This window comes from Enterobacter cloacae complex sp. IR53041, from assembly GCF_049238285.1.
Taxonomy (GTDB): domain Bacteria; phylum Pseudomonadota; class Gammaproteobacteria; order Enterobacterales; family Enterobacteriaceae; genus Enterobacter; species Enterobacter roggenkampii.
The window spans coordinates 255,270-276,521 of the sequence record NZ_JBMKHB010000001.1 but is presented as its reverse complement, the minus strand read 5'-3'; the positions used below and the strand labels follow the sequence as shown (position 1 = coordinate 276,521).

General features: G+C 52.4%; 21 protein-coding genes and 1 pseudogene. 15 read left to right on the top strand and 7 right to left on the bottom strand.

Annotation, left to right across the window (positions count from 1 at the left end; all coding sequences use genetic code 11):
- Positions 1-9 precede the first annotated feature (9 nt).
- From ACOTXF_RS01360 to ACOTXF_RS01315, 10 genes are all read left to right on the top strand, one after another.
- Positions 10-972, top strand: a complete 963-nt coding sequence (locus ACOTXF_RS01360; RefSeq protein WP_211997014.1) for a hypothetical protein — start codon at positions 10-12, stop codon at positions 970-972.
- 112 nt (positions 973-1,084) lie between these two features.
- A complete protein-coding gene (locus tag ACOTXF_RS01355) occupies positions 1,085-1,471 on the top strand; it encodes a hypothetical protein (protein ID WP_045892369.1) in 387 nt (128 codons plus the stop codon).
- An 84-nt stretch (positions 1,472-1,555) separates the two neighbouring features.
- Complete coding sequence (locus tag ACOTXF_RS01350; protein WP_027272713.1) at positions 1,556-1,906, top strand: phage tail protein; 351 nt, start codon at positions 1,556-1,558, stop codon at positions 1,904-1,906.
- Positions 1,906-2,676 carry a phage minor tail protein L gene (locus tag ACOTXF_RS01345; protein ID WP_421635248.1) on the top strand — a complete coding sequence of 257 codons (771 nt, stop codon included), beginning with the start codon at positions 1,906-1,908 and terminating at the stop codon, positions 2,674-2,676. Before ACOTXF_RS01350 ends, ACOTXF_RS01345 begins: the two co-directional genes overlap by 1 nt.
- Positions 2,677-2,688: 12 nt before the next feature.
- A complete protein-coding gene (locus tag ACOTXF_RS01340; protein WP_213801928.1) occupies positions 2,689-3,420 on the top strand; it encodes a C40 family peptidase in 732 nt (243 codons plus the stop codon).
- Positions 3,408-4,001 carry a tail assembly protein gene (locus ACOTXF_RS01335; RefSeq protein WP_045418842.1) on the top strand — a complete coding sequence of 198 codons (594 nt, stop codon included), beginning with the start codon at positions 3,408-3,410 and terminating at the stop codon, positions 3,999-4,001. Before ACOTXF_RS01340 ends, ACOTXF_RS01335 begins: the two co-directional genes overlap by 13 nt.
- 55 nt (positions 4,002-4,056) lie before the next feature.
- Positions 4,057-7,269: a host specificity protein J gene (locus ACOTXF_RS01330; protein ID WP_421635247.1), complete on the top strand. Its 3,213-nt coding sequence runs from the start codon at positions 4,057-4,059 to the stop codon at positions 7,267-7,269.
- A 357-nt stretch (positions 7,270-7,626) separates the two neighbouring features.
- Positions 7,627-8,298 (top strand): hypothetical protein, encoded by a 672-nt coding sequence (locus ACOTXF_RS01325; RefSeq protein WP_421635246.1) that lies wholly within the window; start codon positions 7,627-7,629, stop codon positions 8,296-8,298.
- Between the two features lie 107 nt (positions 8,299-8,405).
- On the top strand, positions 8,406-8,639 hold the full coding sequence (gene cor, locus ACOTXF_RS01320; protein ID WP_045409817.1) for a phage exclusion lipoprotein Cor: 234 nt from the start codon (positions 8,406-8,408) through the stop codon (positions 8,637-8,639).
- A 62-nt stretch (positions 8,640-8,701) separates the two neighbouring features.
- Complete coding sequence (locus tag ACOTXF_RS01315; protein ID WP_421635245.1) at positions 8,702-10,036, top strand: phage tail protein; 1,335 nt, start codon at positions 8,702-8,704, stop codon at positions 10,034-10,036.
- A 93-nt stretch (positions 10,037-10,129) separates the two neighbouring features.
- Here the strand turns inward: ACOTXF_RS01315 and ACOTXF_RS01310 are convergent.
- Positions 10,130-10,207: pseudogene (locus ACOTXF_RS01310) on the bottom strand (DinI family protein); the annotation flags it as partial.
- 164 nt (positions 10,208-10,371) lie between these two features.
- Positions 10,372-10,734: an Arc family DNA-binding protein gene (locus ACOTXF_RS01305; protein ID WP_252072956.1), complete on the bottom strand. Its 363-nt coding sequence runs from the start codon at positions 10,732-10,734 to the stop codon at positions 10,372-10,374.
- Positions 10,735-10,847: 113 nt separating this feature from the next.
- Here ACOTXF_RS01305 and ACOTXF_RS01300 point away from each other — a divergent pair, with 113 nt between their 5' ends.
- The 3 genes from ACOTXF_RS01300 (at position 10,848) to ACOTXF_RS01290 (ending at position 12,505) form a co-directional block, all read left to right on the top strand.
- Complete coding sequence (locus tag ACOTXF_RS01300; protein ID WP_150182695.1) at positions 10,848-11,021, top strand: Arc family DNA-binding protein; 174 nt, start codon at positions 10,848-10,850, stop codon at positions 11,019-11,021.
- Positions 11,011-11,679 carry a BRO-N domain-containing protein gene (locus ACOTXF_RS01295; RefSeq protein ID WP_395314707.1) on the top strand — a complete coding sequence of 223 codons (669 nt, stop codon included), beginning with the start codon at positions 11,011-11,013 and terminating at the stop codon, positions 11,677-11,679. Before ACOTXF_RS01300 ends, ACOTXF_RS01295 begins: the two co-directional genes overlap by 11 nt.
- An 82-nt stretch (positions 11,680-11,761) precedes the next feature.
- Positions 11,762-12,505, top strand: coding sequence for a hypothetical protein (locus ACOTXF_RS01290; protein ID WP_421635244.1), 744 nt, complete (start codon positions 11,762-11,764; stop codon positions 12,503-12,505).
- A gap of 561 nt (positions 12,506-13,066) precedes the next feature.
- On the opposite strand, the gene ACOTXF_RS01285 is transcribed toward ACOTXF_RS01290, so the two are convergent.
- Positions 13,067-14,008 (bottom strand): VirK/YbjX family protein, encoded by a 942-nt coding sequence (locus ACOTXF_RS01285; protein WP_316937056.1) that lies wholly within the window; start codon positions 14,006-14,008, stop codon positions 13,067-13,069.
- A 176-nt stretch (positions 14,009-14,184) separates the two neighbouring features.
- On the opposite strand from ACOTXF_RS01285, the gene pphA reads away from it, so the two are divergent.
- Positions 14,185-14,829: a protein-serine/threonine phosphatase gene (gene pphA / locus ACOTXF_RS01280; RefSeq protein ID WP_023344417.1), complete on the top strand. Its 645-nt coding sequence runs from the start codon at positions 14,185-14,187 to the stop codon at positions 14,827-14,829.
- Between the two features lie 34 nt (positions 14,830-14,863).
- On the opposite strand, the gene ACOTXF_RS01275 is transcribed toward pphA, so the two are convergent.
- From ACOTXF_RS01275 to yebS, 4 genes are all read right to left on the bottom strand, one after another.
- A complete protein-coding gene (locus ACOTXF_RS01275; protein ID WP_008500472.1) occupies positions 14,864-15,103 on the bottom strand; it encodes a YebV family protein in 240 nt (79 codons plus the stop codon).
- A 105-nt stretch (positions 15,104-15,208) separates the two neighbouring features.
- Positions 15,209-16,651 (bottom strand): 16S rRNA (cytosine(1407)-C(5))-methyltransferase RsmF, encoded by a 1,443-nt coding sequence (rsmF, locus tag ACOTXF_RS01270; RefSeq protein WP_150319309.1) that lies wholly within the window; start codon positions 16,649-16,651, stop codon positions 15,209-15,211.
- 77 nt (positions 16,652-16,728) lie between these two features.
- Positions 16,729-19,362, bottom strand: coding sequence for a PqiB family protein (locus ACOTXF_RS01265; RefSeq protein WP_232926580.1), 2,634 nt, complete (start codon positions 19,360-19,362; stop codon positions 16,729-16,731).
- A complete protein-coding gene (gene yebS, locus ACOTXF_RS01260; RefSeq protein WP_021240425.1) occupies positions 19,331-20,614 on the bottom strand; it encodes a membrane integrity lipid transport subunit YebS in 1,284 nt (427 codons plus the stop codon). The genes ACOTXF_RS01265 and yebS overlap by 32 nt, the downstream gene beginning before the upstream one ends.
- Before the next feature lie 132 nt (positions 20,615-20,746).
- Between yebS and ACOTXF_RS01255 the strand changes: the two genes are divergently transcribed.
- The gene (locus ACOTXF_RS01255) at positions 20,747-21,244 is read left to right on the top strand and encodes a GAF domain-containing protein (RefSeq protein ID WP_008500476.1); all 498 of its coding nucleotides are present in this window, start codon (positions 20,747-20,749) and stop codon (positions 21,242-21,244) included.
- The last annotated feature ends 8 nt before the right edge of the window (positions 21,245-21,252 follow it).

Here is a 21,252-nt window from a genome sequence, read left to right as displayed (position 1 = left end):
GAGGTTGTCATGGAACGCAATGGGTGGGAAGAGCTTGGTCCATTTAACCTAAGCATTTCTGGTTATAACAAGGAGGAAGATGCAAGAAAGGTTGGGGATAATGTTGGAGAAATTATAAGAGCATTATCTAAGTTCATTGATCTTAGCTATCTTGATGGTGTCACCATAAGCTATTTTTACGAAAATGCTCTTCTTTCCTTGGATCGCGGCATTGAAACCGATACTAAGTTGCAACCTTCATCGGGGGAAGTTGTTGGTGTTGCAATGACGCCAATGGTTTTGCGCAACGGAACGGTAAAAAGTCATATTGTTCTTAATGCGGCTTTTATCGAGGGCATTCTTGACAATGACCTTCGTGGTGATGCATTTCAGCAAGCCCTTGCCATCATTGCTCATGAGTGCGGTCATGTCTCCAATTGTGGCGCGCTAGATAGGTCATTTCCTGGTAGAGCCCTAAATCATAGATATTCTGATATCCATGAAAATCTTCGTGGTGAATGTTGGTTGTCAGTCATTGAAGAGTATTGTGCCACAAGGATTACCGGCACAATTGGTTTTGATAATAACAAGCTATATGAAGAAACGTTCATTGGTAGCGCTGAAAAATTACGCACTAATATTTTCAACGCAAAATTTGAATATAGGTTTCATCATAATGTAGATAAGGTTTTGAAAGAGGTTTATGATTTAATTTCAACGTCGCTAAAATTTGCAGCCTATTTCTTGGGGGATTGTGAGGCCAAAGGGATTAATTATGCTAACAATGAAGCGCTGAAAGGAAATGAAATCATCTGGTTGCATCCATATATTGAAAGCCTAAATGAAGTCTGTCGGAAAATTTTTGATAACTACGGAAAGTGGGAGTCAGTCAGAGAAATGGAGTTAATTTCTGATGTTCTTGATGCTATGGCGAAGGATTGCGGAATTATTATTCGCAAGGTTGAAAAAGGGTTTTGGGTTGATGTTTTATAGGGCTGCTTGCTAACTCATTTAAGAGTGCTGGCATACTTATTTGGGTATAGTCGCCAATTTGTTTTTTGTAAGGCTGCTGCGACCTATACAACACACCGCAAAGGATATGATAATGCTTAAAAAGATGCTAAGAAAAACCTTAAAGACAATAGGTATGTTACTTCTTCTTGTTGTTGTGATTATTGTCGCTGCGTTGGTTAATAAACCAACTGAGCAAGAAAAGAAGCAAAAAGAAGCCAAGGAACTTACGGATAAAAAACTGGATGAGCTTCGCGATGCCTGTGAATCATACGTAAGGATGTCAGTCATTAACAAAAGCACTCTGGATATGTCGGTGTTTGGCTCGAACAGATGGCTCGGTGACGACGGTAAGTTTTACGTCACGCAGGAGTTTAGCGCCAAAAATAAATTTGGTCTTGAACAGAAATTCAGGGCCGAATGTATTGAAGACAAGGATGGGAAGACTGATTACCGGCTCGTAGAAATGAATGGTAGTTAAATCAAAATGGTCTGATAACCTTCCCTCCCATACTTTCAACCAGATTAAGCCTCGCAAATGCGGGGCTTTTTTTATGGAGTATATATGGCAGTTGAAACATATAGCTGGCGCTCTCAGCTCGGTGCTGGCGCGATTGAATATAGCCAGGCGGTACGCGCAGCGCAGTTCGGTGATGGCTATGAGCAGGTTGCTGATAACGGTATTAACAGCACGGCTATTCAGATCCCTATGAAGCACACAGGCGCAGAATCGGAAGTGGACAGGATTCGTGATTTCCTCCTTGCTCATACCGTGAAGGCTTTCATCATTACGCCGCCAGGTGAAGAAAAGGGGCTTTACCGCGTCGTAGCCGATTCGGTTCGTAAAACGCAGATCAGCAGCAAATATGCTGAGTTGACGTTCACCATCAAACGGGCTTACGGAGTGTATGCATAATGGCATTAGTCGATCAGGCGGCGATGCTGGCACCGGGTGGCAGAGTACGCCTGGTTGAAGTTGACGCCTCAGAGTTCAGTGGCGGTATTCACCGTTTCCACTACGCCCCTTTCCCCCATACACCGGAAGAGATCGACGCTGCCAATGGTGATGAAGAAAAGCTCGGACCAAAGCCAATCGTATTCGGTGGCAATACCTACGATTTTTGGCCGTTTCAGGTATCAGGCCTGGAGCTTTCAACAGACCAGGCCGCAGAGCCGACACTCAGCGTTTCCAACCTCGACGGTCATATCACGGCGCTATGCCTGCAATTTAAAGACATGGTTAATGCCAAAGTGAGCATTATCGACACCTATTCGGTTTACCTCGATGCCGTGAATTACCCCGGTGGGATGAACCCGACCGCTGACCCGTCGATGTTCACGCTTCAGACCTTCTGGCTTGACACGAAAACCTCCGAAGACGACGAAGTGGTTTCATGGGCACTCAGTAGCCCCGCAGACTTGCAGGGGCTTGTTATCCCAACCCGACAAATCACCTCGCTCTGTGAATGGGCGCTACGCGGGCAGTACCGGAGCGGCGATGGATGCACCTATAACGGTACGGCATATTTCGACGCGATGGGGAATCAGGTTTCAGATCCTGCCCTTGATGTATGTGGTGGTTGCTTCAGTGACTGCCGTAAACGATTTGGCGCCGGCCTGGCAGATCCTAACGCGGCAATTCTCGACTTTGGCGGCTTTCCGGCAACCGTTCTCTTCACCCGATAACCGGACATAGCAATGAATAAAACCATATTGGCAGCTATCCGTGCTCATGCGCTGGAAGAATCCCCGCGCGAGAGCTGCGGATTCGTTATTCAGTCTGGCCGTCGCCAGCGCTATATTCCTGTACCAAATTCTCACGAAAATCCAACAGAGCATTTCCGCATAGATGGCGAGCATTGGGCGAACGCCGAAGATATCGGGACGATTGTGCGCGTCATCCATTCCCATCCTGGCGATGGAGCAAGGCCGATTCCATCCGATCTGGACCGCCAACAATGCAACAACTCCGGCGTGGTCTGGGGTATTTACGCGCCGGATAGCGACGAATACGCTGAGATAATGCCGGAGGCGGTACCCCTTATCGGGCGTCCGTTTATCCTGGGCTCAAATGACTGCTGGGGACTGGTAATGGATTGGCATGCCACCCAAGGCGTGAAGCTTAACGATTTCCGCGTCGATTACCCATGGTGGGAAAGCCAGTACCCGGACAACCTGTATTTCGACAACTGGGAGCGGGAAGGGTTTGTCGAATGCGACCCGTCACCAGGCTGTATGGTCATCATGCAGGTTGAATCCAGTAAGTGGAACCACGCGGGGATCATTACCGAGGAAGGTGAGCTGCTTCACCATCTGTACGGGCAGCCGTCTTGCATCACGCCATATGCGCGCGGTTATTTCAAAGACAGGACGATGATCTGCGTCCGTCACAAAGAGCTACCGCAGGAGATTCAGCCATGGCGCGTTTAACCACGATTCGATTGTACGGTGTGCTGGGAGCCCGGTTTGGCCGTGTTCACAGGCTGGCGGTGCAGACATCAGCTGAGGCGGTAAAGGCGCTTTGCATCAACCTGGACGGGCTGGAAAGCTATCTTCTGAACGCCAAAAAGAATGGCATGACGTTCGCGGTGTTTCGCGGCAGGCGCAACATTGGCGCGGATGATTTTAAGAACCTGGCCGGAAGCACCGATATTCGCATAGCACCAGTGATGGAAGGGGCAAAAAAAGCTGGTTTGTTCCAGACGATATTGGGTGCTGTCATGGTTGTGGCGGGCATCGTCGTCACGGGCATGACGTTCGGTTCAGCAGGTGTCATTGGCGCGGGAATGGTCTCCGCTGGTATCGGAATGATGGCTGGTGGAATTTACCAGATGCTTTCGCCCCAGCCCAAAGGACTACAGGGGCGAGACGATCCTGACAATAAACCCTCATATGCCTTCGGTGGCTCGGTGAATACTCTTGCGATGGGTAACCCGGTCGCACTTCTTTATGGTGAGCGCGAGATTGGCGGCGCCATCATCAGTGCCGGCATAGTCGCAGAAGACATCTGAAAACTCCTTTCTGAATATCAAGCACCCAATTGGGTGCTTTTTTTATGGATGTAATATGGAAGCGATCACTGGTGCAAAGGGTGGCAGCCAGAAGCAGCACACACCTGTAGAACAGCCCGATTCGGCTCAGTCAATGGCGCGCTGCCGCATGCTGCTGGCGCTCGGGGAGGGGGAGTTTGCTGGTGGCCTGGATGCGACCCGGATATTCCTGGACGGTACGCCGTTGGGAAACCCCGACGGAACGATGAATTTTGAAAATGTGTCATGGGATTTCCGGCCTGGCACACAGACCCAGACACCAATACCGGGATTCCCTGCAGTCGAGAATGAAACTACGGTTGGGGTATCGCTGACAAAGGCCACACCATGGACCCGCGCACTGAGTAACACCCAGATTGACGCGGTGCTGGTTCGTATTGGCATCCCTGGGTTACAGCAGCAGGAAAACGATGGGGATATTGTCGGCACTACGGTTCAGTACCATATTGATCTGGCGGTGGACGGTGGCGCTTACTCGACAGTCATGACTAAAACCGTCACAGAGAAGCTCAGCTCGCTCTATGAACTAACCCACCGTATTAATCTTCCCAAAGCCAGCACTGGCTGGCAAATTCGAGTGGTGCGTGACACCGATGACAGCACCAGCCAGATGCTGCAGAACAAAACGCAGGTGCAAGCGATTACTGAGGTGATCGATGCTCGCCTGCGATATCCACACACAGCGCTGCTGTACGTGTCCTTTAACGCAAAGTCATTCAACAACATCCCTAAGATTTCCTGCATGCCGAAGGGGCGCATCATCCGAATCCCTTCGAACTATGATCCAATAGCGCGGACTTATAGCGGAACATGGGACGGGACGTTTAAATGGGGCTGGACGAATAACCCGGCGTGGATTTGGTTCGATGTTCTGACTGAGCCGCGCTTCGGCCTTGGGCGCCGCGTGACGCCAGAAATGCTCGATAAGTGGGAGCTCTATCGCATCGCCCAGCGCTGTGACCAGAAGGTACCCGACGGGAAAGGCGGAAGCGGTACCGAGCCACGCTTCATGTTTGACGTTTACATCCAGTCCCAGGCTGATGCCTGGCAGGTGATTAAAGATATTGCCGCGGGCTTCAACGGAATGACTTTCTGGGGCAACAACATGTTCAATGTTGTCTCTGACATGCCGGCGGACACTACGAAGTTGCAGATCCTCACTCGCGCATCAGTGGTGGGTAAGCCGGTGTACTCGAGTGGCAGTGAGAAAAACCGATTCTCCAGCGCGCTGATTAACTTCAGCGATCCGGATAACCACTACCAGGACCGCACCACGGCAGTGATGTTTCCGGAACTGGTGAGGCAGTTCAAGTTTAAGCAGACACAAATCACTGCGATCGGTTGTACGCGTGAGAGCGAGGCGCAGCGGCGTGGCGGGTGGGCGGTGTATTCCAACTCCCTTGACCGCATTATCACGCTTCAGACTGGACTTGATGGCTTTGTATTCGTGCCGGGCACCGTATTTGCGTTTGCAGATGAACGCCTGTCAGGGCGCGTTTACGGCGGGCGTATCACCGGGTATAACGCTGGTCTTAAGGCCGTGACCACTGACCGGGGCACCAGTGCGGTGGCGGGCGATACGCTGATGATTCGCACCCAGGGCGGTACCGTTGAAAGCCGGGTGATACAGGCTGTAAATGGCACGCAGCTGATCCTGTCCACGCCGTTCACGGCGGCGCCATTACCTAATGCCGTATTCGTCATTGATGCTGGTCAGTTGCGCCTGCAGTATTACCGGGTAACGAACCTAAAATTTGATGATGAGGAAAACACCTTCACCATTACCGGTGCGGAGTATAACGCGTCGAAATACGACGCCGTTGATAACAACGCTCGCCTCGATACTCCTCCGATAAGCCTGATTCCGACCGGGCTAGTTAACCAGCCGACCAACATCGTGGTATCGAGCTATGATGCGGTTCGCCAGGGGCAGCGCGTGGCCACGCTAACCGCCTCATGGGATGCACCAGTTGATAAAGACGGCAAACTGCAGTCGGACGTCATAGCGTACCGGGCACAGTGGAAGCGCGGAAATAACGAGTGGGTAAACGTACCTGAAACCGGGTTGCGAAATATCGAAGTGCCTGGCATTTTCGAGGGCGATTACCTTGTGCGCGTCCGTGCGATTAATTCTGGGGGAGCGTCCAGCCTTTGGGCCACCTCTGCGTTGACCCATCTTACCGGCCGCACCGGTGAAGTCCCAAAACCGATTGGACTTCGTACCACTGCAATCAACTGGGGTATACAGATTGACTGGTCCTTCCCGATTGATACAGGTGACACGCTCCAGACCGAGTTGCAGTATTCGGTAAACGGCAACGGTGATAACCCTCTGTTGCTTGCCGGAGTTCCTTATCCACAACACACCTATACCCAACTGGGCTTAAAGGCCGGTGTTGAATTTTGGTACCGGGCCCGCCTGGTTGACCGCATTGGTAATCAGAGTGATTGGACCGACTGGGTTCGCGGCATGTCAAATGATAACGCCGATGATTATCTGGGTGATATCGCAGACGATTTTCTTACATCTGCTGATGGGGAGCGCCTCACTGGTGACATTGATACCAGTCTTGAAGCCGCAATGCAGAATGCGCTGGCGAACCACGGAACAGTTGAGCACCAGTGGGCACAATACGGGGAAGTGCGCGCCGATATCCTGGTTGTTAAAACGACCATTGCTGAAGTTGATAAGGCAATGGCCGAACTTTCGACGCAGGTGCAGGCGCAGATTGAGGATGTTACCGCTTCCCTGGAAGACAAGCTTACCGCCGTCGTTGATGCCTCCGGCGCTTCGGCTATCTACACCCTCAAAACGGGCGTGAGGATAAACGGCATCATGTATAACGCCGGGATGTCGATTGCCGTTCTGGCGCAGGCAGGGCAGCCGATTGTTACCCGAGTAGGTTTCAACGCTAACCAGTTCGTACTGATGAGTGGCAGTGGCGATACCCAGTATTCGCCGTTCGCTGTGGTTAATGGACAGGTCTTTATCAGCTCAGCGTTTATTCAGGATGGCACGATCACCAATGCCAAAATCGGTAACTTTATCCAGTCCAACAATTATGTTGCAGGGTCTGTCGGGTGGAGGCTGGATAAATCAGGAACATTTGAGAACTACGGTTCGACAACTGGAGAGGGAGCCATGAAACAGACAAACCAGACAATCAGTGTGCGTGACGCCAACAATGTGTTGCGGGTGCAGATCGGGAGAATCACGGGAACATGGTAAACATTGGGCCTGAGGTGGGGCCCTTTTTTAGGATGAACAGCGATGGCTCATTACGGTGTTGAAACCTGGGACGCCTCAGGCAGGGTGAACAACTATGGAATTAAGCCTGTCAGTGTAAGCGGCTACCTACAGTTGGCCCAGAATGAAAAAACAGGCTCTTACTCCGTAGTGCTTCCACCGGGGTGTAAGCTTACTTATTTTCAGATCATGAACGGCGATCAGTGGGGAACGAGTCGGAGGAAGATCACTATTTCAGGTGGGACCGCAATGGTATCGGCAGTAGGCGATACCGACTACTCTGCAGGGACTGAGCCTGCGGCCGCGGCGTATCTCATTTTCCAGATAGAGAGGGCATAAATGGCGCAGTATGGCGTTTTACTGACGACGACGGCCGGAGAAGTATGGGTCACCGCTAACAGTTCGCCTATTTCGTTGCAGGCACGGAAGACAGCAGAACTTCAGGGGACATCGGGTTTCAATACCAAAGTGACGCACACATTTCCCTCAGGTCAGCCCGTTGTCGCCTTTGTTCATTGCACGGTTGAGGTGGAAATCACCCAGACGATAAGCGGGAACACCATCACTGTTGATTTCCTCAGACCAAATGCAACCGGCACAGCGTACGTTTATTTTTTCTCTATTTTCCCACAGACAAAGCCAGACTACGGGCTGGCCGTCTGGGATGCGTCAGGGACGCTTATTTTGACAAACGAAACGCGGACACTCAGTGATGTGGTAACCCTCGGTACTGCCGGGATAGATGCAAGTTCAGGCTATAACATCAATACCACGCTGGCGGGGAAATGGGCCTGTATGCCTGCCATGCTTGGTTTGATTACTGGAGTGATATCGGCTGGCGGCCAGCCGCAGCCCTACTCGGCGATATACAAGAGCATGGCGAAACTTGAGGGAGGCAACACGCGAATATTCGCCAGACCACAAACAACGCCCAGCGGAAGCCTTCAGAACGTCGCGTATTCGAATCTGAGAAACGTGATTATGGCCATCAACTGCGTCAACTACGATTGATCGTTTTCGGCGATCAATTATGTGTTATTGATCTACAAAATCAACTATATCCATTTGATTCATCTTGTTATTGTTTAGCTTCGTTAATATCCTGGGATATAACCACGATGAAAAACATGATTCTTTGCCTGGCGGTGGCTGTATTGCTCTCCGGTTGCGCTGGCGTTCTTCAGAAGCAGCAACCCATATGTACCGGAACGGCCCTGATCGGCGGACAGGAAAACATCGTCCAGATTTACGGAGTACGCAAGCAAAGTAACCAGACCCAGTACCGCGCCGGTTACCCATTTAACTGGTCATGGGTCAGCGCAAACACGTTCAGTAGTACCACCTGCCATTAACTCAAACATTTTTGAATAAACCTCGCTCTGGCGGGGTTTTTTATTGCCCGAAAGGAGCGCATATGTCTGCAGGAACTATCACCCTGACAAACGGGTCCGCTGTTGTTGGCGGTTCCGGAACCTCATTCGCAACCGAACTCGCCGCAGGTGATTTCATTGTTTCGGCTGTGGGCGGTGTGCCCTACACGCTACCGGTGAAAACGGTCGACAGTAATACCCAGGTGACGCTGGTCAGCAACTTTACCGGGCCAACGCAATCCGGCGCTGCCTGGTCAGCCGTCCCCCGTGTGGCACTGAACATGGTAACTGCCGCGCTGGTGGCACAAAGTGCAGAAGCGCTGCGTGGACTGAATTACGACAAACAGAACTGGCAAAGTATTTTTTCTGGAAACGGCAATGTAACAGTAACTTTGCCGGATGGGACGAAATGGACGGGACCAGCATGGAATAGCATTATCACTACTCTCTCAGGCAAGGCGGCAAAAGGTGCAAACGATGACATTACCTCGCTAAGCGGACTCACTACAGCGCTGTCTCTGGAGCAGGGTGGTACTGGTTCGAAAACCGCAACTGGCGCTCGCACAAACCTCGGTCTGGGAACTTCTGCAACGAAAAACACAGGAACAACGAGCAATGATGTCATGCAGCCAGGCATGTTTGGGCTTGGTCGTCCGGATGGGGCATTAATATTCAACACAACGAGCCAGGATGATCTTCTTGTTGGATTGACAGGGTATGGGCTTACGGTTCTTCGAAATAATGCACAGATACCAGAGCCATGGAATATATGGAACTATTCACCGACAATATTTGCCCGTACAGGTGATACGTATAGCCTTTTTTCAATGCCTTTTCAGTCATCTGGAAAAGTACGTATTTTTGGTGGCGCTGCAGGATCAGGTTGGAATCACAGCAGGATATTATACGATGATAAAAACACAGTCGTGGATAGCAATGGCTTTATAAAGCAGGCATCCCCGGTCGTCAAAATCTTCACTGATGGTAAGTATGAAACTAACGACGAATCAGAAGGCGTCACGGTCACTCGTCTGGATGTCGGGCAATATCTTATTGAAGGCTGTAAAGCACTCAATTCAGACGCTGCATGGGGAGGTATCGACGGAGGGTTTGAGATTCCCACAGACAGGAATAAGCAACCGCTTATATGGCTGGACTACGAGGTTAACGCAGACGGCTCTGTGCTGGTAAAAACCTATCACCGCGAACATCCTTCTGCGCCAGCATTTGCCAGGAATGAGCGTGATGGATTGGCAGATGGCGAGCCGGTTGACATCCCGGCTCACCAGTTCGTCAGCGTTCGTGTAGAAATGCCAGTTGACAGCATCTGGAATCAGAAACAAACGGAAGAGGCTTTAAAGCAGGAACAGGGCTCGTAAAAAAACCGCCGTCATTTTTCGTAAGAATGAGCGGCGGTTGATTGCTGAGAGTTCATGCCCAAACAAACGTAGGGAATATTACCTGAACAAGTTTTAAAGGCCAACCTGACGAACGGTCGGGAACTCTGAGACAAACCACATATCGGACTCTTCAAACATTTCCTCCAGCATGCAGCACCAGTAAAGATGCTTTTGCATTTTGTGCTGTCAAGAAATGTTCATATCTATTCAAATTACCTGAGAGGTAATTTCTGGATATGCCACCCTATCTTTCGGCACCAACAGGCGCTTTAATCACGCCAGTAGGTGCTCTTTAACAGTTAGGCGGGGGGGGGTTACTTCTCATCATCCAAATACCCCATACGACGGCCAAGTATTGCCGCAAGCCTTCTCGCGTGCTCTTCACCCTCACGCAATATTTCAGCCGTGAACGGGTCTTTCTTTGAAAGAGACTTAAGGAATTCCTCTTTCTCTTCCGCTGTCGCTGCGGCATTAAAAGCAGCTTGAGTTGAGTCGAAGTCAACAAGGTCGCTTTCGGAAAGAATCCTTTCGGTATCTAACGCCTCTTGAAGTATCTGAACTATCTCAGAGTTCATAGACCTGCCGTTCGCCTTAGCGCGATCTGCTATTGCGTCACGCATTCCTGCCGGCAGTCTCACGTTGAAACGGTCCATCTCTTGGCTAGGGAATTTACTCATTATCAAGACTCGCTGATACAAATTTGTATCATGATAGCACCTACTTGACATCATCATAAATGGTGTTAAATTGGTTGTAGTACCAAGTTGGTATTATTGATGAGGGTTTTACTATGCAAACCGCTAATTACGCTGGTCGTAAAAGTGAAAGTTTTCAGCTTCGTCTGCCGGGACAGATGAAAGAAGAGATCCGCAAAATGGCTGAGATGGACGGAATTTCAATCAACTCAGCGATTGTGCAGCGCCTGGCTAAAAGCTTGCGTGAGGATCGCGCTAATGGTCAGTAAAAAAGACGAAACCCGGCTGTGTGGGGACACGAACCGGGTTTCTGTGCCAACAAACCACCGTAGGATTGATGACATGAATAGTGTACAGAACAAAGATTTGACTTTCCAGCAGACTGCTTTCCATCCTGTTTCTCACAAGGGGGAGATTTGGCTAACTTCATCAGAGCTAGCAGCTGCGCTAGGTTATAAGAAGTCAGACGCAGTTACGCAAATCTTTAGCCGTTATCATGATGAATTCACTGATAATATGTCAACGACCCTCAAAATGAGGGTCGTTAGAAAGACAGGTGTCGTTGATATTCCGGTCCGAGTTTTCTCACTGCGAGGCGCTCACCTGATTGCTATGTTTTCCTCCACGCAGAAGGCCAAAGAATTCCGCCGCTGGGTCTTGGACATTTTGGACAGAGAGGTTGCAAAAGGAACGGTGCCGGTGAAATTTGACTTTGAAATGTATGCTCAGAATGCAAATGCAGCCTGCGCCATGCTTGATCAGGTCTGGGACATATTTCATGACGAGCTTGAGCCAGCTCTTCGCAGTCTGGCATCACCTGTTGCGACCAAAATTGTTGGCCGAATCATAGAAGCAAAGTCGATTTCTTACAGTATTCGCGGTGGCCTGTTACGGGCAGCCGGGAATAAAAATGGAAGTATCCACTGATGGGCGCATGGGATGGCGCAAAAGAAAAACCGCCAGGTAGGACTGGCGGTTCACTGAGGTCTAACAACGTGTAGGAACGTCTATGACTAAGATTAATTTAGCAGTTAACGGTTCTGTTGTCACCGAAAAAACTATTGAAAGCCAGTATCTTCTGGAGATGGTCAATGCCGCTCGTAAGCAGTGTGGGGAACCAGCTGTCCGTAATAACAAGTTCATTGAAAAGGTGATTGATGAACTTGAGGGCGAGACCTACACAAAAAGTGTAGGTCGTAAGAATGGTCAGGATATTGAAGTCATTACGATGTCCATTAAGCAGGCTCTTCGCGTGGCCGCGCGCGAATCTAAAGCTGTTCGCCGCTCTCTGGTCGATAAGCTGGAAGATATGCAGGCGATCCCGGCAATGCCGAAAAGCCAATCGGGCATCACCGAGTACCGCCTGGCAAAAGCTGATCAGCTGAAAGCGCAGGCCCTGGAAAAGAACATCGCCAACGCCCGTGAGATTATGTCTCTGCTGCCGCGCCTTGACCCAATGGCGCATCAGACGCTGGCGGCCTCGCTGATTAATCCGCTGATCGGTTATGACGCCATTCCGCTTCCGGTCATTGAGGAGCATTACCATACGGCTGGCGAGGTTGGCGAGATGCTTGGGGTGTCTGCTCAGAAGATCGGGCGCATTGCCAATGCCAATAACCTCAAAACGGAGCTTCACGGCAAGTTCTTCCTGGACAAGTCGGCTCACTCCAGCAAGCAGGTTGAGGCCTTCCGATACAACCAGGCAGGAATTGAGGCACTTAGACACCTTATTAACGACCCAAAGGCAGCTTGATAACTCCAACCCGCTCCGGCGGGTTTTTTGTTGTACCTACAGCATCAACGATGCTCGCTCTGGCGAGTTCGATGATTGTCCTGTGATGTAAGAATAAGTGAGCACCTGATAAGTCTTACAAACGGATCGGTGGGGATTATGCTGATGGTATGGGAAGGCGTAAAGCGGCAAGTTGCGAAACTGGAAGGAGCTACGCAAAGTTTGGGAGATTTCGGATCGAAGCGATCCCGAAGTTCACTCGTCGACCACACGAAAAAGATGGCAACGGTTTGATCTTGAATGGATGTATTGGTAAGCATTGAAACCCGAATTTAACGGGTTTCTGAAGCGTAAGCGTTTGAATTAAATCAAAAAAGGCTGGTTGTGGCGGAAACAGGAATCGTATTCGGTCTCTTTTTATCTGCATGAAAGTAAAAGACTAATCCTTTCGTTGTCTCACTTCTGCAGCGCACGTCCTGTACGTCTGGTTAAAACATAACACACTACGGCATGCTGTAGTCCAGCCCTTTTTGCCTGTTTTGTTAAATTTTCGTGTGCAATTCAGTAAAGCGCGTGCGGGGTCTAAAAGTACGACCTAACCGACGCCTCGATTTCATCAAGCAGCTCAAAGCGACGGCGGTATTCAGCGCGTTTTTTACTGGCAATTTCTTCAAGGGATTTGCGCTCCATATGCAGCGGGAGCTGCCAACTGAAGGTCGAGCGTTTTTGACCGTCAATAGAAGCCCAAAACTCGTCGTAGCTGGCATGGAAATGACGACCTTTACTCAGACGATAGCGCAGCGCGCGGAAGATATGCCCTTCATCGCTGACTGCGTAAATGGCTTTCATGCCGGAGAGGGTTGCAAGCTGGAAAAGCACTTCCATCAACACGCGTTTCGGGAAAAGACCATGGCAGGCACGGGTCGCCTGTTTGATCACATCGAGGGATACGCTGCGGCGCGGGCCCTGAAGACCCCCAATCACCAGCGCATATTCTCCGTTTTCACGCGTAACGCAAAACGTCACGCTCGCAAGCAGGGTATTTTCGTTATCACGCAGCCACAGCGTACACTCGCCCTCACGCTCTGCTTTACTGGCGTTCATGGCATTAACGTTATAGCTCACGCCATCTTTAGCATGAAACTCAACAATGGATTGTTCTTGCGGCCCGGTTAAGGCGGCGATTAGCCCGGCATCTCTCAGGGAGTCAATCCACTGATAATGGGTGATGATGGCATTGGCCCGTGCGTTGGCATTCATCCCCCGCATGAGATACTGGCGATGCGTTTTGCTCGGCAGGGTGATTTGCGAAGCCAGCAGCTGGTCGAAATCGTTGCGGCGAGCCAGTGCATCGAGCATGCGATGCGTGGAAGACCAGAACAGCAGTGAACGTAACAGAAATTTGAGACGGTACTCGCGTTTTTGCCAGATAGGACCTGGAACGAGTTTACCTTTCACCAGTTCGGAAATGATATGGGTACGATGCGAATGTGGCGCATCTTCTTGCAGGCGCTTATTTGACACGGAAAGACCTCAAAGTTTATGCAATGCATATTTTAGGGGCATGCAAAACTGTATTAATACTGGTGAAATATTTATTTATCCTTAGTTTACTGTTTGTTTAACTTTATGAAAAGCGCTCCAGCGGAGCTTCCCTGCGCATATGCTAGCTGCAGCTACACTCTCTTGTGGGAGGTTCTATGTATGAGCGAATAGATGGTCGAAAGTGGCGTCACGTCTGGGTTGTCAGCGATATACATGGCTGTTATCAGCGGCTTATGGATGAGCTTAAACGCCGTCATTTTAATCCGTATGAGGATTTGCTTATTTCCGTTGGGGATATGATCGATCGCGGTCCGGACAGCGTTAAATCATTACAACTTATCAATGAAAAATGGTTTCGTGCCGTCCGGGGCAACCATGAGCAAATGGCGCTCGACAGTCTGGATAATAACGATTTTTCACTCTGGACAATGAATGGCGGAATATGGTTCAGGCAACTTGAACGGGACCAGCAACAGCTTGCGCTATCGTTGCTCGAGGCCTGTCACGATTTACCGCATATCATCGAGATAACCTGTGCGAACGGTCTGAACGTGATTGCCCATGCGGATTATCCGGCAGCGGAATACCGCTGGCAAAAACCGGTGAGCGCCCAGCGCGTTTTATGGGATCGCGATCGGTTGACGGGGTTTATGGTGGGTAAAGGGCAGGGCATCAGCGGTGCGGATCATTTCTGGTTCGGACATACGCCCGTCGACAGAAGGTATGATTTTGACAATCTCCACTACATTGATACGGGCGCCGTATTTGACGGTTACTTTACGCTGGCGCAGCTGCAGTAATAAATAACCCGCCTTCGGGCGGGTTCTCTTTAGGTCAGGCAAGACGCATGACCCAGGCATCGGTTTTACTATCGTAATGCTCACGGTAAAGAACAGAATGTTCGCCATCAAGTATTGCCGGGACGCTGGTGTCTGCATCCCATGCATCGAGCTGCATGCACAAATCCGGGTCGGATTTGCAGGGAATACTTAACGTTCGATCGCCTTGCGCTTCGCCGCGCAGTTCTGCGTCGTCGATCTCAAAAGCGCCAATACGCACGCTGGTTTTCGTCATAGTTCTCTCCGGGTCGGTTGTCAAAATCTGGTATGACCAGTGCGGCCACCCATTTTTGATCGTAGACAAGGAGAGCAAAATCGCCAGTAAAAAAATGCGCTTTTTTCAGGCCGTGCGATCGTTACCGGTAAACAGTCGTCCATCCCGGACCAGCTCGCGCGGATAGCTGTTTTTCAGTCGTGAACCGACTTTTTTTGCCAGCCCGAGCGGGTATCCCTGATACGTCACGATCACTTCATCGCCTGATGGCGTGCTGTCAGGATAGACATCGCGACCACGGTACCACTCTTCGGCTTCCTGATGCGTCAGGGCAAAGGCATTCTCATGCCCGGCAAGGGCGATGACGGCCTCATGCTGCCAGCGATAGCCTTTATTATGCACTTCCGCCAGGCGGATCCCGATTCGGGAAAAACGGACCTTTCCGATGAGCGGCTCGATCTCAGCCGGGAACAGCCATACCTCTTTATCACGGATCCAGAGGTGCAGGCTCTCATCCCAGACCAGGCCAATTTTTTCGGCGGCGGCGACAAGCTGTGCTGCATCGCGACCTTTGAGGGGGGCAAACGGGAAGTTGCCGACCTTGAATTTGGGGGCGGGCAGGGGAGCAACCGTCTGCGTTTTACGCAGACGTGCCACAAAGAAGCCTTCGCAGTCGTAAATCTGCGGGAATACGTGGAGGAAACCCTCCGGCGTAATCGCCTCCTGTGCTGAGACAAACAGATCGTTAAGCGGCAGGAATTCGACCGCATCCGGGTATTGCGCTTTCAGCCACAGGCAGACGTCTTCGTTTTCATCGCGGTTTAAGGTGCACGTTGAATAGACCAGCGTGCCGCCTGGGCGAAGGGCATGGAATGCGCTCTCGATCAGCTCCCGCTGCGTGGCGGCGATCTCAAGGTTGCTTTCCACGGACCAGTTCTTTAACGCATCGGGATCTTTACGCACCACCCCTTCGCCGGAGCAGGGAGCGTCCAGCAGAATGGCGTCGAAGGCTTCCGGCAGGGCAGCGCCAAACACGCGGCCGTCGAAGTGCGTCAGGGCAACGTTATGAATACCGCAGCGGCTGATGTTGGCATGCAATACCTTCACGCGGCTGGCGGAAAACTCGTTGGCGAGGATCGCGCCCCGGTTACCCATACGGGCGGCAATCTGCGTGGTTTTTGAGCCGGGCGCCGCGGCCACATCCATCACGCGCTCGGGCGCATTGCCATCGGCGAACAGGGCTGCCACCGGCAGCATCGAGCTGGCTTCCTGGATATAGAACAGGCCGCTCAGATGTTCAGCGGTGCTTCCCAGCGGCACGGCGTCTTCGTCATCGCGCTCGATCCAGAACCCCTCAGCGCACCACGGTACCGGCGTAAGCTGCCAGCTGTAGGGCGCGACCAGCGCCAGAAAATCCTCGACGCTGATTTTCAGCGTGTTGACGCGAATACTGCGGCGTAACGGACGCTGGCAGGCGGCGATAAAATCGTCTAACGACAGGTGAGAAGGAAGCGCCTCGCGCATCTGCGCCAGGAATTGTTCAGGAAGAAATACGGAGTTTTGAGCCACGGGCACACCACAGGGAAAAGTTCAGGTGCGCAGTGTAACATAAAGGCTCCGGTGCGTTGACACCGGAGCCTTGGAGATTAACGCGGCAGGGCGGTTCCCCATTCGCGCCACTCTTTCGGTTCGCTTTCGAGCAGCAGGAAATGTTTACCCGGCTGCGCTTTCGGCGCCAGCGGCGTCCCCGGCGGTGTGGCAAAGGCAATACCGCCGCGAATGAACTGGTTGAAGGTCCCGGTTTTCACCACGCCTCCCGTCAGGCCGAAGTCCAGCGAGTAGCCGGATGCCAGCCAGAACACCGAGTTATTACGCACCAGGTGCTGGTAGCGTTCGCTGATGCGTAGCGCCACCATCACGCGGTCGGAGAGGGTTCCGAGCGTCAGGCCCGTGACCGTACCGACCTCAATGCCGCGGAACAGGACCGGCGTGCCGATGCTCAGCGAGCCGGCTTCCGGCACTTCCACCACGATGCTCAGGCCGCCAAGGTAGCGCGAGTCGGTGATCGTGGCTTCCTGCAGCTCGAAATCACGACGGGCATTGCCCTGGCCGGGCTCAACGTTGATGTACGGCTGCAAAATGGTGTCGAGATGCTCAACGCCTGCGGCCGAGATCTGCGGTGTCACCACCGAGAAGCGCGAACCCGCGCGCGCAAAGGTCTGCACATATTCCGGGTAGAGCACGGCGGTAGCCTGCACCTCGTTACGCGAGGTGATCAGCGTCAGCTTCTGGATCTGCCCGATATCAATGCCCAGGTAGCGGATGGGCATGCCTTCCGCCAGCTTACCGGCATCAAACGCGTGCAGGGTAATCTGCCCGCCCACGGCGCGTGCGGCGGTCTCGGACGGGAAGAGAATTCGCTTATCGCCTTTACGCAGGTTCGCGCCCGCTCCGCTGAGGTTATCGAAGCTAATCGCCCCGCGCAGCGCGCGTGACAGCGGAGAGGCCTGTACGGTCAGTCCATTACCGTTCAGCTGCACTTTCGCGCCGCCTTCAGCCCAGAAGACGCTGTTCGGCGTCAGCAGCTTGCGGTACTCCGGCTTGATGTGCAGTTCGATATCAAAGGCGTCGGCACGCGGGCGAACGGCGATCACTTCCCCGACCTCAAACTTGCGATACAGCACCACGGAGCCCGCCTGAACGTCCGGCAGGGTCTCGGCGCTTAACGTCAGCGTGGTGGTAGGAAGATCGCTCAGGCTGTTTTCAATCGCTTTCTCAAGGTTGGCATACAGCGGGTAGCTGTCGCGCACGGGACCTTTATCCCCCGGCAAAATACGGATGCCGCCGTTCACCCATTCGCTGGCGCTGGCGCCGAGAAACTCCACGCCGTCCAGTCCTACCTTCACGTCGACGCGACTGTTCACCACGAATTTACTGTCGCCATGTACCAGGTGTCTGTATTGCGGGTCGATGGCAACGGAGAATTGCACCCCATCCGCGGAGAGCTTGCGCTCCAGCACCTGTCCCACCTGCACGCCGTGTAAAATCAACGGCTGACCGGCTTCAATGCCATAGCTTTCTGGCGCATTGAGCGTAACCGTCACGACGCCCGGCTTTTGCAGCAGGGCTTTATCCGCCGGGGCAATCACGAAGCTATTGCTGGGCTGACCTTCCCCGGGGATCAGCTCAAAGGTATTGCCGGTCAGCAGCGTGCTGAGGCTGGCATCGTTAAGAGAGAGCTTTGGACTGCGCATTTCGATGCGCGTTTTCTCGCGCAGGAGATCGACCACGCTCGGATCGACCGTCATTTCGCCGGTGACCGATCCGCCCGGGTTGAGCGTCATTTTGGTGAGCTGGCCGACCTGCAGACCCTGATACATCAGTGGCGTTGAACCCGCTTTTAGTCCTTTAGCATCGGGAAGGGCGAGTTTGACGATCACGCCGCGCTGGCTGTGCGCCAGATCAGCGTACAATCCGAACGTGTCATCAGCGGTGGCAGGGCTTGAGTTTTCCGGGGAGTCAAAGGCGATGGCGCCGTTCACCAGTGCGGCCAGACTCTCCAGCTTCACTTTTGCACCGCTCAGGCTGAGGTCGGCATCCACGCCGGACACGTTCCAGAAGCGGCTGCCTTTTTTCACCAGATTGGTGAAGCGACGTTCGATCAGCACATCAATCGTGACGCCCTGTTTATTCGGGTTAATCGCGTAGTCATACACGCGGCCAACCGGGATCTTACGGAAATAGACCAGGGAGCCGCTGTTCAAGGAACCGAGGTCCGGCGCCTGGAGATGAATCATCAAATCGCCGTTATTGAGGCGGTATTTGGGCTGCGTATCCAGAGCAACAAAGTGATCCTGCGGTTCGCCTTTGCCGGGCATCATGCCGATATAGTTACCGCCGACGAGCGCATCCAGACCGGAAACACCGGCCAGCGAGGCTTTTGGCGTCACCAGCCAGAACTGCGTTTCGCTGCGCAGGGCATCCTGCATGTCAGATTTAATGCTGACCCGCACCTGAATCTTGTTCAGCCCTTTTCCAAGGGAGATATCCTGAACCGTACCCACTTCAACCCCCTGGAAGCGAACGGGGGTTCGCCCGGCGACGATGCCGTCGGCGGTCTGGAAATCAATGGTGACGGTACTGCCGCGATCCTCATAGCTTGTCCAGATAAGCCAGCCTGCAATCATCAGGGCGATGACGGGCAGCAACCAGAATGGCGAAATGCGGCGTTTTGTTTTAATTCTCGCTTCAGTCGGCGAAGCGGGGGTTTCCTGACTCATGTGCATCCCAAAGTAAGCGGCTATCCAGCCATTCCACAGCAAGAATAGTCAATATCACCGCAGAGCCGAAATAAAAAGCCGCGGGTCCCATTGTAAAAGCAAGTAACTGATCGCGATTGATGAGCGACATCATCAGCGAAATCACGAACAGATCTAACATTGACCAGCGGCCAATCCAGGTGACGAATCGCAGAAGCAAAATGCGGGTCCGTAAACCTTGTTCACACTTTAAGTGAATGCTGATGAGCAGGGTAATCATCACCACCACTTTGGTAAAGGGAACCAGGATACTGGCAATAAAGACGATCGCCGCCACCCCGACATTGCTGTGCGCAAGGGAGATAATCCCGGAGAGGATAGTATCCTCCTGACGTCCACCATTCACGTAAATGATGGAAATCGGCAGCATATTGGCGGGGATCAGAAACACCAGGGAGGCGATCAGCGCCGCCCAGCATTTTTGCAGGCTGTTATTGCGCCGCAGTCTCAACGGAATGTGGCACCGCGGGCAGCGTCCGCGCGTGTCGGGCAACCCGGTATAGTGGCAACCCAGACAGACGCGCAGATTTTCATCGGGACGCGTGGCGGGGCGCTGAGGGTAGAATCGCTCCCAGAGTTGCTCAACGTTCAGGTGGATCAGCGTCAGGATGCTCAGCAATACCAGACAGATGAAGGCAAAGAGTCCGACGCCGGGCTGCAAAAAGGCGTAGTCCTGCACCTTTATTGACGCAACCCCCACGCCCACCAGATAAATATCCAGCATGACCCACTCTTTGAGCTTATCCAGCATCAGCAGCACCGGGCGAAGGTTCATGCCAAGAATGTTGCCAAACCAGAGGTAGGCAATGGCGGCAACCAGCACCAGGGGTGCGCCGACGGTGCAGAACAGCACCATCGCGGCGGTGATGGGATCGCCCTGACGGGTCATCTGCCAGATGCCCTGCAGCACGTTGGCGTCAATGCGCACGCCGAGCAGGTAGAGTTTTAGCAGCGGCTCACTCCAGGCGAAGGGCATCAGCAGCAGCATGGTGACGGCCATGGCGGCGAGGCGGGTCAACGACCAGTCGCGGCCATCGCGAATTTTGGCGTCACAGCGGGGACAGAAGGCACTTTGGTGCGATTTCATCTTCGGCAACATAAAAAGCGTATCGCACTGGGGGCAACGCTGATAATGTGCACGAGGCAAAGCTTCGCTTACCGTATGGACAGTTATCTTTCTTGTCGGCGTAATTTTGGTTGTTTTTAAGGCCATCAGCTGCGCACAAATAAGTATTGTTGAAAGTTATAATAACTCATGAACGGATTCATCTTGAGCATGAGCGCATTTAATGCTTATTTTAATAGGCTATGCGGTAATTTTGTAAGACAACTAAGTGATTGAATAATGAACAAAACAGAATTCTACGCGGATCTGAACCGCGATTTTAAGGCATTGATGGCGGGTGAGACCAGCTTCTTAGCCACTCTGGCAAATACTAGCGCATTGCTGTTTGAACGTCTCTCTGACGTGAACTGGGCTGGCTTTTACCTTCTGGAAGGTGAAACGCTGGTGCTCGGTCCGTTCCAGGGCAAACTGGCCTGCGTGCGTATTCCGGTAGGGCGTGGCGTATGCGGCACGGCGGTGGCCGAGAATCAGGTCCAGCGTGTGGAAGACGTTCATGCGTTTGACGGACACATTGCCTGTGATGCTGCCAGTAATTCTGAAATCGTTCTGCCGCTGGTGGTCAAAAATCAGATTATTGGCGTTCTGGACATCGACAGTACGGTCTTCAGTCGCTTTACAACCGAGGACGAACAGGGGCTGCGCGAGCTGGTGGCGAATCTGGAAAACGTACTCGCAGCAACCGATTATCAAAAATTCTTTGCGAGCGTCGCAGGATAATCAACGGA